Origin of the sequence: Mesorhizobium sp. M0778, from assembly GCF_040320105.1 — a bacterium.
GTDB lineage: Bacteria > Pseudomonadota > Alphaproteobacteria > Rhizobiales > Rhizobiaceae > Mesorhizobium.
In genome coordinates, this window is record NZ_JAMYPA010000004.1 from 149,536 (window position 1) to 164,249 (window position 14,714).

Here is a 14,714-nt window from a genome sequence, read left to right on the forward strand (position 1 = left end):
ATCAGACCATCCGGCTCAGCGCCTCGAAGAAAGAAAGAATATCCAGATCGAGCGGATCGTCGACCGGTACCGGCTGCGACGACATCTTTGCGATTACCATTTCGGCCTTCGGACTGACGTACAGCCACTGGCCGTGGATGCCGATGCCGCAGAAGGCGCCGCTTGCCGCGCCCGTCTGGTACCATTTGTTGCGATAGCGGCCACGCGGAAACAGGAACGCCATCGTGCCGCGTTGCCAAGCCTCGGCGTCACCGCCAGTTTCGGTCGTGTCGCGCACCCAGCTCTCCGGCACGATACGGCAGCCATTGGCCATGCCGCCTTGCCGCATCATCTCGCCGACCCGGGCGAGGTCGCGCGGCGTCACCGAAATGCCGCCGGCCGTACGCGCCGTGCCTTCCATGTCCACGGTTACCGAAGCTTCGCTGACAGCGCCGAGCGGCGCCCATAATTTCTCGCGCATCAGATCGGCGAAGCGCCGGCCCGACGCACGTTCGAGCAGGATGCCGAGCAGGTCGGAATTGGGCGAACGGTAGCGGAACGTCCGGCCATGCGGCTCGGCCAGGCCCTGCAGCGTCATGAGGAAAGTGGCCAGGCTCTCGGTGCCCCCGCCTGGATTCCACAGCATGGCGCGGCGATAGCGGGCGAAGGCGCTTTCCGGATCGAGATAGGCCTCTTCGAAGTCGAGGCTGACACCCATGTCGAGCACGTGCCGCACCCTCGCATCGCCATAGGCCGAGCCGGCAGCTTCGGGCAGATAGCGGCTTACCGGAGCCTGCGGATCGAAAATCCCCTCGCCTGCCAATATCCCGGCAACAATCGCGGTCAGCGACTTGCTGATCGAAAAGACGATGTGGCGCGCCCCGAACTCCATATGCGGTGCGAACCAGTCGCCGACGAATTTGCCGCCTTTCATGATCGTCAGCGCGTCGGTATCGGAGCGCTTGAGAAAAGCTGCGACAGTCTCCGCGCCGCCTGCAAGAGCGACCTTTTCACCAAGTAGCTCGCCGAAATCCTGCGCCGGCGCCTCGCTGCTGCCCGGCTTTGCCGCCACGGCAGCGCTCGGCACCAGCTCGCCGGCATTCTGGAACGACCACCGGCTGAACGGGCTTTCTCGCCAATTGCCGAGCAGCACCTGGTTTCGGGCAAAGCCATATCTCGTTTCGAACGCGGTCTTGCCGGTCATGGCGCTTCCTTCGGTCTTGGCGTTCTAGGCGAGCGCCGCGGCGATCGCGTGCACGGCTTTCAAAGTCGCCACCGAATAGGCGACGTTGGTAAAATCCGGATAGCTCGAAAGCTTCACCACGACCATTTTCATGTTCCAGTCGATATGGATCAGCTGCCCGAACACGCCCCGGCACATCAGTGCCCGCGAGCGCGGGTCCTCGATCCAGAACTGGTTGCGGTAGCTGCCTTCCGGCAGGCTGGGACTGAAGTCCGGTCCATGCCTGCCATTGCGCGTCGCCTCGATCCAGTCGGCCGGCACGACGCCGCCGCCATTGTCGAGGATCAGCTGGCCGAAGCGGCCATAGTCGCGCAGCGTGGCGTTGAAGCCCCCGTCGGCAACTGCATAACCGGCGCTGTCAACGGTGAAGCAGGCACTTTCATCCGCGCCGAGCTTTTGCCAGAGCTCTTCCGAGACCAGCTGCGCCAGGCGCTTGCCGCTCACCCGTTCCATGATGAAGGCAAGCACGTCGGTCTCGATCGAGCGGTATTCGAAGGCAGCGCCGTGCGGTCGGCTCTTTTCCTTAAGCCCCAGGATCAGCTCGAACATGTGCGACGGCCAGCGGAAGGCCGGATCGCTGTCCGGCGGCACCGGCTTCCAGCCGGTGGCGACATCGACCTGGCCGATGTCCGAATAGGGATCGGTGTATTCCTCGGAAAAGCTCACCCCGCTCGTCATGTCGAGCGCATGCTGCACACTGGCGCCTGCCCAGCCGGTCGCCTCCAGCTCCGGCAGATAGGTCGTCACCGGCAAAGCCGGATCGATCAGCCCGCGTCCGACCAGTATGCCGAACACCGATGCGGTGACCGACTTCGCCATCGACTGCGACAGATGCAGCGTGCGCTCGGTCATGCCGTTGAAGTAGCGCTCATAGGCGACCTTGCCGTCCTTGAGCACGAGGAACCCGTCGGTGTAGGTCTCGTCGAGCAGCCCGGCCAGCGTCGTCGCCTTACCCGTGCTGTCGCTCACCGGCAGCGCATCGAAATCGACCTCGGCCCGGTCCAGCCTGTGGCGATGGCCGTTGCCGCGCCAGACTTCGACGGTCGGCAGAATTTCGCGGATATGCTGGAACGCCCATCGGTTCCATGGCGGCCGGTCCGAGTCGAGCTTCGGCGGAACCATCTGCGGCGGCGAACCCTGCATGATCGGCGGCGCCGGTTCGCTGTTGCGGTAAGATTTCATCCAACCCCCTTGCGCAAGGAAGGGAGGCCGAAGCCTCCCTTCAGTCTGATCCTAGAGCAAGGCTACTTGCGCAAATTGGTCCAGATCTTGTTGTAGATCTCGACCACTTCCGGTGGGCAAGGCGGTACGAATTCCGCCGCCGGTGCATCGGCCGGCGGATTGATTTCCGGCGCGCTGGCGAAATCGGGCGGCAGGAACTTGTGACTGCCGGCAATGCCGTTGTCGTAGCCGGCGAATTCCGAAATCAGCGCCGCGTTTTCCGGAGCCATGACGAAATCCTGGAACAGCTTGGCGTTTTCGAGATTCTTGGCGCCCTTCAACACGGCGACATTGTCCATCCAGCCTTCGATGCCTTCCTTGGGATAGGCATATTTGATCGCCGGGATTTTCTGGCGCGCACGATAGGTTGCGCCATTCCAAGCCTCGGTAACGATCACGTCGCCGGAGGTGATCTTGGTGATGGTGTCGTAGCTGAAGGTCTTCCATGACGGCTTGGCGGCCATCAGTATGTCGTTGACCTTCTTCAGATTGGCCTTGTCGGCGCCGCAGCGCGGCACGCCGGCATAGCGCTCGGCCGCATGCATCACAGTGTTGACATCGTCGAGCATGTTGATCTGGCCCTTCAACTCGTCTGGCGGATCGAACAGGATCGCCAGCGTGTCGATGTCGCCCTTGTATTTGTCGGTGTTGACTTCGAACGCAGTGGTGCCGAATTGCCACGGGACGGTGTAGTGACGGCCATTGTCCCAGTAGATGTCGACGAAGCGCGGGTCGAGGTTCTTGCCGTTCGGCATCGCATTGGGCTCGGTCTTTTCGAGCAGGCCCTCATCGATCATGATCTTCACGGTGTAGTCGGAAGGGACGACGATGTCATAGCCGGAATTGCCGGCGCGTACCTTCGACAGCATCGTCTCATTCGAATCGTAGTCGTCCAGCGTCACTTTGACGTTGTACTGTTTTTCGAATTTTTCGATCAGCTTCGGGTTGGTGTAGTCACCCCAATTGTAGATGTGCAGCTCACCGTCGGCGAGCGCAGGCACCGCCCATAAAAGCGCCGCCGTCGACACGGCAGCCATCATTTTCCTAGACATCACACTCTCCTTTGCCTTCGCATTGATTCACTGGCCTATAATTTACTTGGCGCGTCGGCGCGCGATCAGGAACGAGATTGAGACGAACAGGATCGAAACCAGCAGCAGGATGGTGGAGATGGCATTTATCTCCGGCGTCATTGGCCGCCTGATCTGGTTCCAGATGTAGAGGGGCAGCGTCGTCTGCCCGGGGCCGGCGACCAGCTGCGTGATGGTGAAATCGTCGAAGGAGACGATAAAGGCGAGCGCCCCACCTGACAGGATGCCGGGAACCAGCAATGGCAGCGTTATGCGCCTGAAAGCATGCCACGGCGTGGCATAGAGGTCGGCCGCCGCAGCTTCGAGCGTCAGGTCCATGTCCTCGAGCCGCGCCCGGATCGGCATATAGGCGAATGGAATGCAAAAAACGGTGTGGGCGAGGATCAGATTTCCGATGCCGAAATTGAGCCCGAAAGTGCCCGCGATCAGCGCAAAGAAAGAGAGCGTCGCCACCGCTGTGATGATTTCCGGAACCATCAGCGGCAGGTTGATGACCATGAAGGCGGCCGACAGCCCGCGCCACGGCTTCACCCGGGTCATGCCGATTGCCGCCAGCGTCGCGGCGATCGTCGAAACGATCGTGGCGGTGACAGAGATGATCAGCGTGTTCTTGGCGGCGTTGTGGAATTCCTGGTTGAACAGCGCACTGCCATACCAGCCGAACCCGATGCCCTCCCAACGCGTCACCAGAGACCCTGTATTCAGCGAAAAGATCATCAGGATCAGGATCGGCGCGTAGAGCACGCAGAGGCAGATGATGGCGATCGAGCGGAACCCCGGCTGGTCCTTGATATCGGCACTGCGGGGGTCAGCCATGCGCCATCTTCCCCGACGTGTTGCGGACATAGAAGTAGAGCGCCACCAGCACCGCGGCCATCAGGATCAGCGCCTGCGCGCAACCGAGCGGCCAATTGCGCCCGGAACCGAACTGCTGGGCGATGAGATCGCCGATCATCAGATGGATGCCGCCGCCCAGGATCAGCGGCGTCACATAAGCGCCGAGGGCCGGAATGAAGACCAGCAGGCAGCCGGCGATGATGCCGGGCCGCGACAGCGGGATGATCACGCGCCACAGCACCTGCCGACGTGTCGCGTAGAGGTCGTAGGCGGCCTCGACCAGCCGGAAATCCAGCTTCTCCAGGCTGGAATAGAGCGGCAGCACCATGAACGGCAGGAACGAATAGAGCAGGCCGAGCTGGATGGCGAAGTTGGTGTAGAGCATGGTGATCGGCTTCTCGATCACCCCCAGTGCCATCAGCGCGTTGTTGATGAGGCCTTCGTCGCGGATGATGAACATGATGGCGAGCGTGCGCACCAGAAGGTTCGACCAGAATGGGATGGTCATCAGCAGCACCCACCAGTTGCGCTGCGCCGGCGGTCGCGTCGCCATGAAATAGGCGGTCGGAAAGCCGAGCAGCAGGCAGATGATCGTCGTCACCACGGCAAACAGAAACGAGCGCAAATAGATGATCAGGAAATCCGGCGTGAACTGCAGCGTGTCGTCGAAAATATCGCGCTGGAACAGGAAGTTCAGATAGGCGTCTGTCGAGAACTTCCACTGCACCCCGCCATAGGGTGCTGCGGCGAGAAATGAATAGATGAGGATGATGAGAAGCGGCAGCACGCCGAAGATGCCGATGATTACCAAAGCCGGTAGCGAAAGCAGGCGGTGGCGCCTTGCAGTGGCTTTCTCCGCCTCCGCTTCGAATACCGCCGCCTTGGAAAACGTGACTGCCATCAATCCCTCAAAATGCGCGCGCCATCGTCCTCGAACACGACACCGACCTTGGCGCCCGGCTCGAATGAGACGGCGCCCGAGCGGCTGTTCTGGTGGCGCACGATGAAATCGTCGCCGCCGTCGAGCTTCACGTGATAGTGGGTGTCGGTGCCGAAATAGACGACATTTGCCAGGGTTCCCGAGACCATGCCCTTGGCGGCATCGGCGACGAGATCGGCGTGTTCCGGCCGCACCACAACAGTCACCGCGCCGGAAGGGTCGAAGTTTTCCGGAAATCCCGCCGCCACCGTCGCTTCGGAGGCGATCTTCACCATCGCGATACCGGATTTCTTCGACACGACAGTGCCCTTGAGGAAATTGGTTTCGCCGATGAAGTCGGCGACGAAGCGCTCGGCCGGCTTGTCATAGATGTCCCAGGGCGTGCCGACCTGCAGGATCTTGCCGGCCGACATCACCGCGATGCGGTCCGACATGGTCAGCGCTTCTTCCTGGTCATGGGTGACGAAGATGAAGGTGATGCCGGTCTGGTGCTGCAGCCGTTTCAGTTCGATCTGCATTTCCTTGCGCAGCTTGTAGTCGAGTGCCGACAACGGCTCGTCGAGCAACAGCACTTTTGGCTGCGGTGCCAGCGCGCGCGCCAGTGCCACGCGCTGCTGCTGGCCGCCGGAGATCTGGCTGGTGTGGCGGGCACTCAGCGCCTCCATCTTGACCAGCTTCAGCATCTCGGCGACGCGCGCCTTGATTTCGGTCTTCGGCTTGCCCAGCATCTCCAGGCCGAAGCCGATATTCTCGGCCACGGTCATGTGCGGGAACAGCGCGTAGGACTGGAACACGGTGTTGACTGGCCGCTTGAACGGCGGTAGCGGCGCGATGTCGTGCCCGTGCAGCAGGATTTCGCCTTCGCTGGGAAAATCGAAGCCGGCGATCAGCCGCAGCAGCGTCGTCTTTCCGCAGCCCGACGGCCCCAGCAGCGTGAAGAACTCGTTCTCGCGGATCGACACCGAAACCGTGTCGAGAGCGGCGACTTGGGCGTCCCCGGTACCGAACACCTTGCGGACGCCGCGGACCTCGATTGCACTCTTACCCGGTTGATCCGGCACGCATTACCCCATTTTCATGTCCGCTCTTGATGGCGGATCCAGTTCCCATTCGATTGTCAGCATATGCCGGTCGGCTTGGCAACCATGCATCTGGACCTCGGTTCAGAATGCAAGCTCCGTGCCATCGTCAGCGTCATCATCAACCCTGGTAAGTGATCTTGCCGCCGCAGATGGTGCTGACCGGATGCACCTTGTGTAGCAAACCCGGTTCAGTTGCCTCGATATCGGCCGACAGCACCACCAGATCGGCCAGATAGCCTGGTTTCAGCCGGCCTTTGCGGTGTTCCATGAATTCGGCATAGGCACCTTCGACCGTATAACCGGCAAGCGCCTCGATCAGCGAGAAGCTCTGGTCTGGATCGCCCTCTGCCCAAGGCTTGCGCAGCACCGCCGCCTGAATGCCCAGGATCGGGTCGACCCGCGACACCGGCCAGTCGGAAGCGAAGACGACATGCGCGCCCGCCTGTTTCAGTGTCCGCCAGGCATAGCTCAGCGGCCATCTTTCGCGGCCGATGCGCGAAAGCGTCGGCTCCAGCGGGAAGTCCATGGCGCCGGGCGGGTGCGGCGGCTGCATCGAGGCGATGACGCCGAGTTCGGCGAAGCGCGGCACGTCGGCGGCAGTGGTGACCTCGATGTGCTCGACCCGGTGCCGGCTGTCGCGCCTGCCGTTCTTCCGCTGCGCCGCCTCGTAACCGTCGAGAACCGCGCGCACCGCGCCGTCGCCGATCGAATGCACGGCGATCTGCAGGCCGCGCCGGTCGGCCTCCAGCGCCACCTCGGCGAAATGCTCGGGCGTAAACAGCGGCTCACCGCGCCAGCCCGGCCGGTCGGCATAGTCGTCGACCATGACCGCGGTCCAGCCTTCCAGCACGCCGTCGTAAAACATCTTGACCATGCCGGACGACAGCCATTCCGATTGGTAGGAGTTGGCCATGCTCGATGCCTTTTCCAGCACGTCGAGCGTCATGAAATTCTTGAAATGAAAAGGTATCTTGGTGCGGCAGAGCAGCCGCCCTTCCTGTTCCAGCCCGGCTAGCAGCTGGAGCTGGTAAAAATTGCCGTCCATGTTCTGGATCGAGGTGATGCCGTGGCGGGCGCACCATTCCAACCCGCGATGCATCAGGTCGCGATCGGCAGCGACTTCGGCGGCGGAAGGGCACGGCTCGGGCTCGCCGCCTGTCGCAAGGCCGAGCCGCACGCGGTTCTGCCCGGAAAGCTCGAGGATCGGCCCGAACGCCTCGCCCTCGCGCAATTCGCCCGCCGCCAGGCCATCCGCTCCCATGACGATCTCGTTGCCGGGACCGAGTTGCTTGCCGTGCAGGATGCCAGCCAGTTCCAGCGCCTTTGTGTTGGCCCACATCGTGTGGTGATCGGAAGCCGACATCGCGAACGGCCGGTCGGCGATGATGCGATCGAGATGATGGCGGGTGACCGGCTCTTCCTTGGAAAGGATAGTGTAGTCGACGCCGGCCCCCAGCAGCAATTTGGCGTTCGGCCGTGCCGCCGCGTAGGCGCGGATCGCGTCGCTCAGCGCATCGAAGCCATGCACGCCCTGAAGGTGCAGATTGTCGAGTTCGGCCGCGCCGCCGAAAAGATGCATATGCGCTTCGATAAAGCCCGGAACCACCGACCCGCCTTGCGCATCGATGACCTTCGTGGCCGGCCCTTTCAGCGCCTCGATCGTCCGGCGGTCGCCAACCGCCAGGATGTTGCCGTCCTTTATCGCCACCGCTTCGGCCGTCGGATTGCCTTCATCCATGGTCAGCACGCGGGCATTGGTGACGATCAGGTCGGCATTTGAACTCATGATTTCCCACGGTTTGGTTGCGCTGCCGGCAGGCTAGACGACCGGCTGCCGTGCCAGCAAGCCATGGCTGGTTGGCCCAGCGCCTTGTGAAGGGCCATGCAGGACGGTTAGGGTCGCCGCGTCTCACCACGGAAAGATTTCATGAAGACTGTTTTTTCGCCTCTCCATGCCGGCCATTCCGGCAATGTCGAACTGATCGCCGGCGCCATCGTGCCGGCTTTTGAAAAGCCCTCGCGCGCCGAGTTCATCAGGGCGCGGGTGGAGAGCGAAAAGCTCGGTCCGATCCTGTCACCGGAAAGTCACGACCTCGCCGCCGCCAAGAAGGTTCATGCCAGCGACTACATCGATTTCCTGCCGACCGTGTGGCCGCTCTGGGAAGCGTCGGGCCGCACCGGTTCGGCCATTCCCTTCACCTGGCCGACGCGCGGCCTGCGCGGCGACGTGCGCCCGAAAGGCATCGATGCGTTGCTCGGCTTCTACTCCTTCGACGGCGGCGCGACTTTTGTCAAAGGCACATGGGACGCTATCAAGTCGTCCTATGATGTCGCGCTGACAGCCGCCGCGCTGGTCAAGGCCGGTGAGCCTTCCGCCTTCGCGCTGTGCCGCCCGCCGGGGCACCATGCAGGGGCGGCCTTCATGGGCGGCTATTGCTTCATCAACAACGCCGCCGTCGTCGCGCAAAGGTTTCGCGACCATGGCGCCGGGCGCGTTTCGATCCTCGACATCGACTATCACCACGGCAACGGCACCCAGGAGATATTCTATCGCCGCGGCGACGTGCAGGTGCTGAACCTGCATGGCGATCCGATGACCGAATATCCGTTCTTTCTCGGCCATGCCGACGAACGCGGCGAGGGCGACGGCGAAGGCTTCAACGACAATTATCCGATGCCCTTCGGCACCGGCTGGGACGTGTGGAACGCCTCACTCGAGGAGGCCTGCACGAGGCTTTCGGCTTATGCTCCTGACGTCGTCGTGGTTTCACTCGGCGTCGACACTTTCGAGAAGGACCCGATCAGCCAGTTCAAGCTGAAAACGGAAAACTATCCCAGAATCGGCCGCCGCATCGCCAGGCTCGGCCTGCCGACGCTGTTCGTCATGGAAGGCGGCTACGCCGTCGAGGAGATCGGCGTCAACGCCGTCGGCGTGCTGACCGGCTTCGAGGACCGCTAGAAGTGCCGCCGGTGCCTGCAATCATGTAGCGGCGCTCGGCGTGGCAAGCGGTGCGGCCTGCCTGCGCGAGCGGCCAAGATAATAGACCGCCGCCGCCGCGATGACGCCGGCGGCCAGGATGCCTGCCGCCAGCACCGGCCGGTACCAGAACCAGGCGATCGCCATCGTCGTCGTGCCGACCAGGATCGCCAGGAAAAAGGCAATGATGCCGGTGCCCATCCGCGCCACGCTGCCGAGCAAAGGAATAACGTCGAGGACGACGCCAATCGGGCTGAGCAGCAGGGCAAAGCCGATGGCCAACAGCAGCAGGCCGGCGGCGCGCAGCAGCCAGGTGATAAGCGTGTTCTGGCTGACCGCGTCGGCGAACATCTTTTCCGCCGGCACATTGCCGATGTCGACCATCAGCAACTGGTCGCCGGCCTTTGTCTGGTAGGGTTCGAACCCGCCCGCTGCCTGGCGCGCGACGACGCTGACCAGGCCGAGCGGCGCCAACTCGTAGCCAATGCGATAGTCGCCCAGCGCCGGCGACGTGGTGTTGAAGCCGAGATAGATCTTTCCGTCGACGATGTTGACCCGCTTGGTGCCGGTGTAGGCGGCATCGATGGTAGCCGACTGGTCCGGTGACAGTGAAAACTCCTTGTCGCCGCCGATCAGGTCCAGCACCGGCCGGTCGAGCGTGAAGGCACCGAGCTTGCCGTCCGGGATCTGGAACCTCGTGCTGTGGATCTCCATCGGCGGATTCTCATGGCCGTCCGGCTTCTTGAACTCCGACGAGTTGATCTGGCTGTCGTCCCACACTTTCGAATAGCTGTAGGTCGTCACCGTCTCCTCGCCGCCACCAAGCTTCTTCGTCGTCTCGGATTTCTGTTCTTCTTTCCACTGGTACATCTCGGCGCTGCGCGACAGCCGCAATCCTTGCGCCGAAATGCCAAAGTCCGGATCGGCAAGGCCGCTGCTCGCCGTCACCGCCCCGGTGACATGGACAAGCTTACCGTCATTGCCAGCATCGATGCTATCGGCGCCAACCGAGATCACCGCGCCCGACCCCTCGGCCAGCGAACGCGCCGTCTGCACGGCGCGACCCTCGTTCCAGAACAGGCCGATCACCATCAGCACGATCAAGAGCAAGCCGAAAACGATCCCGCCGACCGCGCGCTTGATCCGCCCGAACCACGAGACGGACGTTATTTCCTGAATTGAATCGCCCATTGTTTCCCCCAATTCCCCAAAGCCAGTTTCACGAATCCGCGCTCTGTCGCGCAGTGGCATGCAACCGGCGTTACCCCAAACCGAGACAGACGCCCCATCCGTCCCGACAGCAGGAGCCTATCGCAATCGACGAACTGCCGATACGGCACACTTGCAGTTGGATCCGACCGCCGCAAAGCACACGGGCGCTTCGAAAATGTACCGTCGGAGCGCCTCGACCGATGGAATTCGTTTCAGTCAAATCGCGTTTGATGTCGGATTCGTCTACGGTTAGATTGTAGCCGAATCAGCCGTTCCTCGGGGGGCGCGGCGACCACCAAAACCTCATGTTCCGGAACCATTCCGGAGCCGGATTCGCGCTCCCTGCAACAGGTGCGATTTTGTGCGCGGCGTCGCGTGGTGGTGTCCCTGGTGAAGTGATGCGTATTCGGCAGCTGGCGATGCCAGCATCTGGATCAAATCTCGCAACTCGATCTGTTGAGTTTCCTGACCTGACAACGCCGACGGAGCGGTAGAGCAGCAACGATGTATCAATTCCCCCGAGCCGAAATGCAGACCGCTGCCGGGGCCAGGCATCGGCAGCTTCTTAGCCGTTCGATCCACATGCTGTTGGCGGCGATGGCGGCTGGCCGCGATTCGCTGGAAGCGGCCGAGGCCCTGCATTTCACCAGTCGCGTCTGGACCGCCTTCGTCGAAGATCTCCGCTCTGGCGACAGCGCCCTGCCCACGGAGCTGCGCGCCAATCTCATCTCGATCGGTTTGTGGCTGCTGCGCGAAACCGAAGACATCCGCCAGGGCCGCACCGACAATTTCGAAGGCTTGATCGAAGTGGCGGCGATCGTCAGGGACGGCATGCAGTGAGCCCGCTATGGCGCGCGCGGACGGGCTCCGCGCTCGCTATCTTGTTGTTGGACCATGACTTTCTCGAGAATGCGTTCGCCCTTTGCGCTGTGATGTTCTATTTTTTGAATCCATGGCTTGAGGGGCCGATTCATCGCAAGAACAAACGCATTTGAGCCCGGGAAAGCATCGATGAACGACGACACACCGGAAAGCGAAAGCGCCTCGGCGCTGGCGCCGTTCCGGCACGGCATCTTCCGGGCGGTGTGGTCCGCCAGCCTCGTCTCCAATTTCGGCGGCCTCATCCAGGGCGTCGGTGCCGCCTGGATGATGACTACGATCGCTACCTCGTCCTACCAGGTCGCATTGGTCCAGGCCTCGACCACTTTGCCGATCATGCTCTTCGCGCTGCTGGCCGGCGCCATCGCCGACAGTTTCAACCGGCGCAAAATCATGCTGATCGCGCAGATCTTCATGCTCGCCGTCTCGGCTCTTCTCACCGTCTTCACCTATCTCGACCTGATGACGCCGTGGACGCTGCTCGCCTTCACCTTCCTGATCGACAGTGGCACCGCGCTCAACAGCCCGTCCTGGCAGGCTTCGGTCGGCGACATGGTGCCTCGTCCCAAGGTGCCGGCGGCGATCGCGCTCAACTCGATGGGCTTCAACCTGACGCGCAGCGTCGGCCCGGCGATCGGCGGCATCATCGTTGCCGCCGCAGGCGCCGCCGCGGCCTTTGCCGTCAACACGCTGAGCTATGTCGGCCTCATCGTCGTGCTGGCCCGCTGGAGGCCGGAACTGCCGGCATCGACCTTGCCGCGCGAGACGCTGGGCGCCGCAATGGGCGCTGGCCTGCGCTACGTCGCGATGTCGCCCAATATCGGCAAGGTGCTGGTCAGGAGCTCGGCCTTCGGCTTCAGCGCCGGCGCGGTCCTGGCACTGCTTCCCCTGGTCGCGCGCGACGTCGTCAAGGGCGACGCCTTGAGCTACGGCATCATGCTCGGCGCCTTCGGCATCGGCGCCGTCGGCGGCGCGCTGACCAGCGTCAGGCTGCGGCAGCTGCTGTCCAGCGAAACCATGGTGCGCATGGCATTCGCCGGTTTCGCGCTCTGCGCCTTCAATGCCGCCGTCAGCGAGAATGCCTGGCAGACGTCACTCGGCTTGCTGGTCGGCGGCGCCTGCTGGGTGACAGCGCTTTCGCACTTCAATGTCACCGTGCAGATGTCGACGCCGCGCTGGGTGGTCGGCCGCGTGCTTTCGGTCTACCAGACCGCAACCTTCGGCGGTATCGCGCTCGGCAGCTGGGTCTGGGGCGTGGTTGCCGACGCCCATGGCGCCGAAGTCGCCCTGATGGCGGCCAGCGTCGCGATGCTGGCGGGAGGCGCCATCGGCCTGCTGCTGCCGCTGCCGCAGCAGGCCGTGCTCAACCTCGATCCGCTTAACCGCTTCCAGGAGCCGCATCTGGCGCTTGATCTCAAGCCGCGCAGTGGTCCCATCGCCATCATGATCGAATACGTGATCCGCAACGAGGACGTGCCGGAATTCCTCGCCACCATGGCCGAACGGGGCCGCATCCGCCGGCGTGACGGCGCCCGCAACTGGACATTGGCGCGCGATCTCGAAAATCCCTCGATATGGATCGAGCACTACCACACGCCAACCTGGGTCGAATATATCCGCCACAACAGGCGCGCCACCTACGCCGACGCGGTCATCGGCGAGCGTATAAGGGCCCTGCACAGCGGCAACGAGCCACCCCGCGTCCGCCGCATGATCGAGCGGCCGACGACAGCCGGCACGGCGCTGGTGATGCCGAAGGGACCGATCGAGCATTAGTGGCTGGCGGCGCGTCCAGTTGGACGAGCAAATGAAAATTGCGGCGCCTGGCCCAATCCGCGAATGTACGAATGGGATGGCCATTGTGGAGAGACGGTTTATATCAGTTGATGTGATTATGACCACTAAGGGGAGACGATGCGTTACATACGTCCGCTTTCAATTGAAGACGCCGCCGGCCTGTTGGCCGGCTCAGCCGGCACGGCCGCCCTCCTTGCCGGAGGCAGCGACCTCTTGGTGAGAATGAAAGGCGGCTTTATCGAACCCGACTTGATCGTCGACATCAAGGCGATCGATGGGCTTGGCGAGATCAGGGAAACAGCCGAGGGCTTCAGCATCGGCGCGGCGGTCCCGTGCGCCATGCTGGGCGAGAGCAAGGCCCTGAAGAAGGCATGGCCCGGCGTCGTCGAAGCGGCCAAGCTGATCGGCTCGAAGCAGGTGCAGGGACGCTGCACCATCGTCGGCAATCTGTGCAACGCCTCGCCGGCCGCCGACAGCGTGCCGGCGCTGGTAGCCGCTGGCGCCAAGGCGGTGGTCGTCGGCCCGGGAGCCAGGCGCACGATTGCCGTGGAAGCGGTACCGACTGGGCCGGGCAAGACGTCGCTGACCAAGGGCGAGATCATCGAGGCAATCCTGCTCGACAAACGTCTGCCGCGTTCGGGCGATGCCTATCTGCGTTTCATTCCGCGCACGGAGATGGACATCGCCGTGGTAAGCGTCGGCGTGAACCTGATGCTCGATGAGCAAGGTCGCGTCAAATTCGCCCGCCTGGCGCTGGGCGCCGTGGCGCCGACGGTGATTCTGGTCGAGGAGGCCGCCGAGGTTCTCATCGGCTCCAAGCTGGACGAAGCCACGCTGGAGAGGCTCGCCAAGGTCTGCTCGGGGGCCTGTCGTCCGATCGACGACAAGCGAGGCACTATCGAATTCAGACGGAAAGTTGCGGGTGTGCTGGCCAAGCGGGCCGCCACGACCGCCTATGCACGTGCAGGAGGCAAATGATGGCTGGTGTGGCAGTATCAACGACAATCAATGGCGACAATGTCGAGTACCTTTGCCAGCCGGACGAGACGCTGCTCGATGTCCTGCGCGATCGCCTGGGGCTGACGGGCGCCAAGGAAGGCTGCGGCACCGGCGACTGCGGCGCCTGCAGCATCATCCTCGACGACCGGCTGGTGTGCTCGTGCCTGGTGCTCGGCGCGGAGGCTGAAGGGCGGCGCATCGAAACCATCGAGGGCATGGCGCATGGCGACAAGCTGCATCCGCTGCAGCAGAAATTCCTGGAACACGCCGCGCTTCAATGCGGCATCTGCACGCCGGGCTTCCTCATGGCGGCCAAGGACCTGTTGGCCAAGAACCCCGATCCGACCGAGGAGGAGATCCGCTTCGGCCTCGCCGGGAACCTCTGCCGCTGCACCGGCTATGACAAGATCGTGCGTGCCGTTCAGGACGCCGCGAGCGTGATGAAGGGAGCATGACG

The 14,714-nt window shown here is 63.0% G+C and carries 13 protein-coding genes; 5 read left to right on the forward strand and 8 right to left on the reverse strand.

Annotated features, from left to right (window positions below):
• Position 1 precedes the first annotated feature (1 nt).
• The 7 genes from NKI22_RS08110 to NKI22_RS08140 form a co-directional block, all read right to left on the reverse strand.
• Positions 2-1,183: a serine hydrolase domain-containing protein gene (locus NKI22_RS08110; RefSeq protein ID WP_352787860.1), complete on the reverse strand. Its 1,182-nt coding sequence runs from the start codon at positions 1,181-1,183 to the stop codon at positions 2-4.
• A gap of 24 nt (positions 1,184-1,207) precedes the next feature.
• Positions 1,208-2,404 carry a serine hydrolase domain-containing protein gene (locus NKI22_RS08115; RefSeq protein WP_352815612.1) on the reverse strand — a complete coding sequence of 399 codons (1,197 nt, stop codon included), beginning with the start codon at positions 2,402-2,404 and terminating at the stop codon, positions 1,208-1,210.
• Positions 2,405-2,466: 62 nt separating this feature from the next.
• A complete protein-coding gene (locus tag NKI22_RS08120; protein ID WP_352590647.1) occupies positions 2,467-3,495 on the reverse strand; it encodes an extracellular solute-binding protein in 1,029 nt (342 codons plus the stop codon).
• Between the two features lie 42 nt (positions 3,496-3,537).
• The gene (locus NKI22_RS08125) at positions 3,538-4,350 is read right to left on the reverse strand and encodes an ABC transporter permease (protein ID WP_352590644.1); all 813 of its coding nucleotides are present in this window, start codon (positions 4,348-4,350) and stop codon (positions 3,538-3,540) included.
• Positions 4,343-5,272: an ABC transporter permease gene (locus NKI22_RS08130; RefSeq protein ID WP_352590641.1), complete on the reverse strand. Its 930-nt coding sequence runs from the start codon at positions 5,270-5,272 to the stop codon at positions 4,343-4,345. Before NKI22_RS08130 ends, NKI22_RS08125 begins: the two co-directional genes overlap by 8 nt.
• Positions 5,272-6,372, reverse strand: coding sequence for an ABC transporter ATP-binding protein (locus NKI22_RS08135; RefSeq protein WP_352815610.1), 1,101 nt, complete (start codon positions 6,370-6,372; stop codon positions 5,272-5,274). The genes NKI22_RS08130 and NKI22_RS08135 overlap by 1 nt, the downstream gene beginning before the upstream one ends.
• A 139-nt stretch (positions 6,373-6,511) precedes the next feature.
• Complete coding sequence (locus NKI22_RS08140) at positions 6,512-8,179, reverse strand: amidohydrolase (RefSeq protein WP_352815608.1); 1,668 nt, start codon at positions 8,177-8,179, stop codon at positions 6,512-6,514.
• 141 nt (positions 8,180-8,320) lie between these two features.
• Here NKI22_RS08140 and NKI22_RS08145 point away from each other — a divergent pair, with 141 nt between their 5' ends.
• A complete protein-coding gene (locus tag NKI22_RS08145; RefSeq protein WP_352481981.1) occupies positions 8,321-9,352 on the forward strand; it encodes a histone deacetylase family protein in 1,032 nt (343 codons plus the stop codon).
• 21 nt (positions 9,353-9,373) lie between these two features.
• Here NKI22_RS08145 and NKI22_RS08150 read toward each other — a convergent pair whose 3' ends face one another.
• On the reverse strand, positions 9,374-10,561 hold the full coding sequence (locus NKI22_RS08150) for a TMEM43 family protein (RefSeq protein WP_352815607.1): 1,188 nt from the start codon (positions 10,559-10,561) through the stop codon (positions 9,374-9,376).
• 525 nt (positions 10,562-11,086) lie between these two features.
• Between NKI22_RS08150 and flaF the strand changes: the two genes are divergently transcribed.
• The 4 genes from flaF to NKI22_RS08170 all read left to right on the forward strand — a co-directional run bounded on the left by flaF (position 11,087) and on the right by NKI22_RS08170 (position 14,712).
• Positions 11,087-11,422, forward strand: coding sequence for a flagellar biosynthesis regulator FlaF (gene flaF / locus NKI22_RS08155; protein WP_352481979.1), 336 nt, complete (start codon positions 11,087-11,089; stop codon positions 11,420-11,422).
• A 171-nt stretch (positions 11,423-11,593) separates the two neighbouring features.
• Entirely contained in the window at positions 11,594-13,237 is a 1,644-nt protein-coding gene (locus NKI22_RS08160) for an MFS transporter (RefSeq protein ID WP_023720230.1), read from the forward strand.
• Between the two features lie 138 nt (positions 13,238-13,375).
• Positions 13,376-14,236, forward strand: coding sequence for an FAD binding domain-containing protein (locus tag NKI22_RS08165; RefSeq protein ID WP_352958358.1), 861 nt, complete (start codon positions 13,376-13,378; stop codon positions 14,234-14,236).
• Complete coding sequence (locus tag NKI22_RS08170; protein ID WP_023720228.1) at positions 14,236-14,712, forward strand: (2Fe-2S)-binding protein; 477 nt, start codon at positions 14,236-14,238, stop codon at positions 14,710-14,712. Before NKI22_RS08165 ends, NKI22_RS08170 begins: the two co-directional genes overlap by 1 nt.
• Positions 14,713-14,714 lie beyond the last annotated feature (2 nt).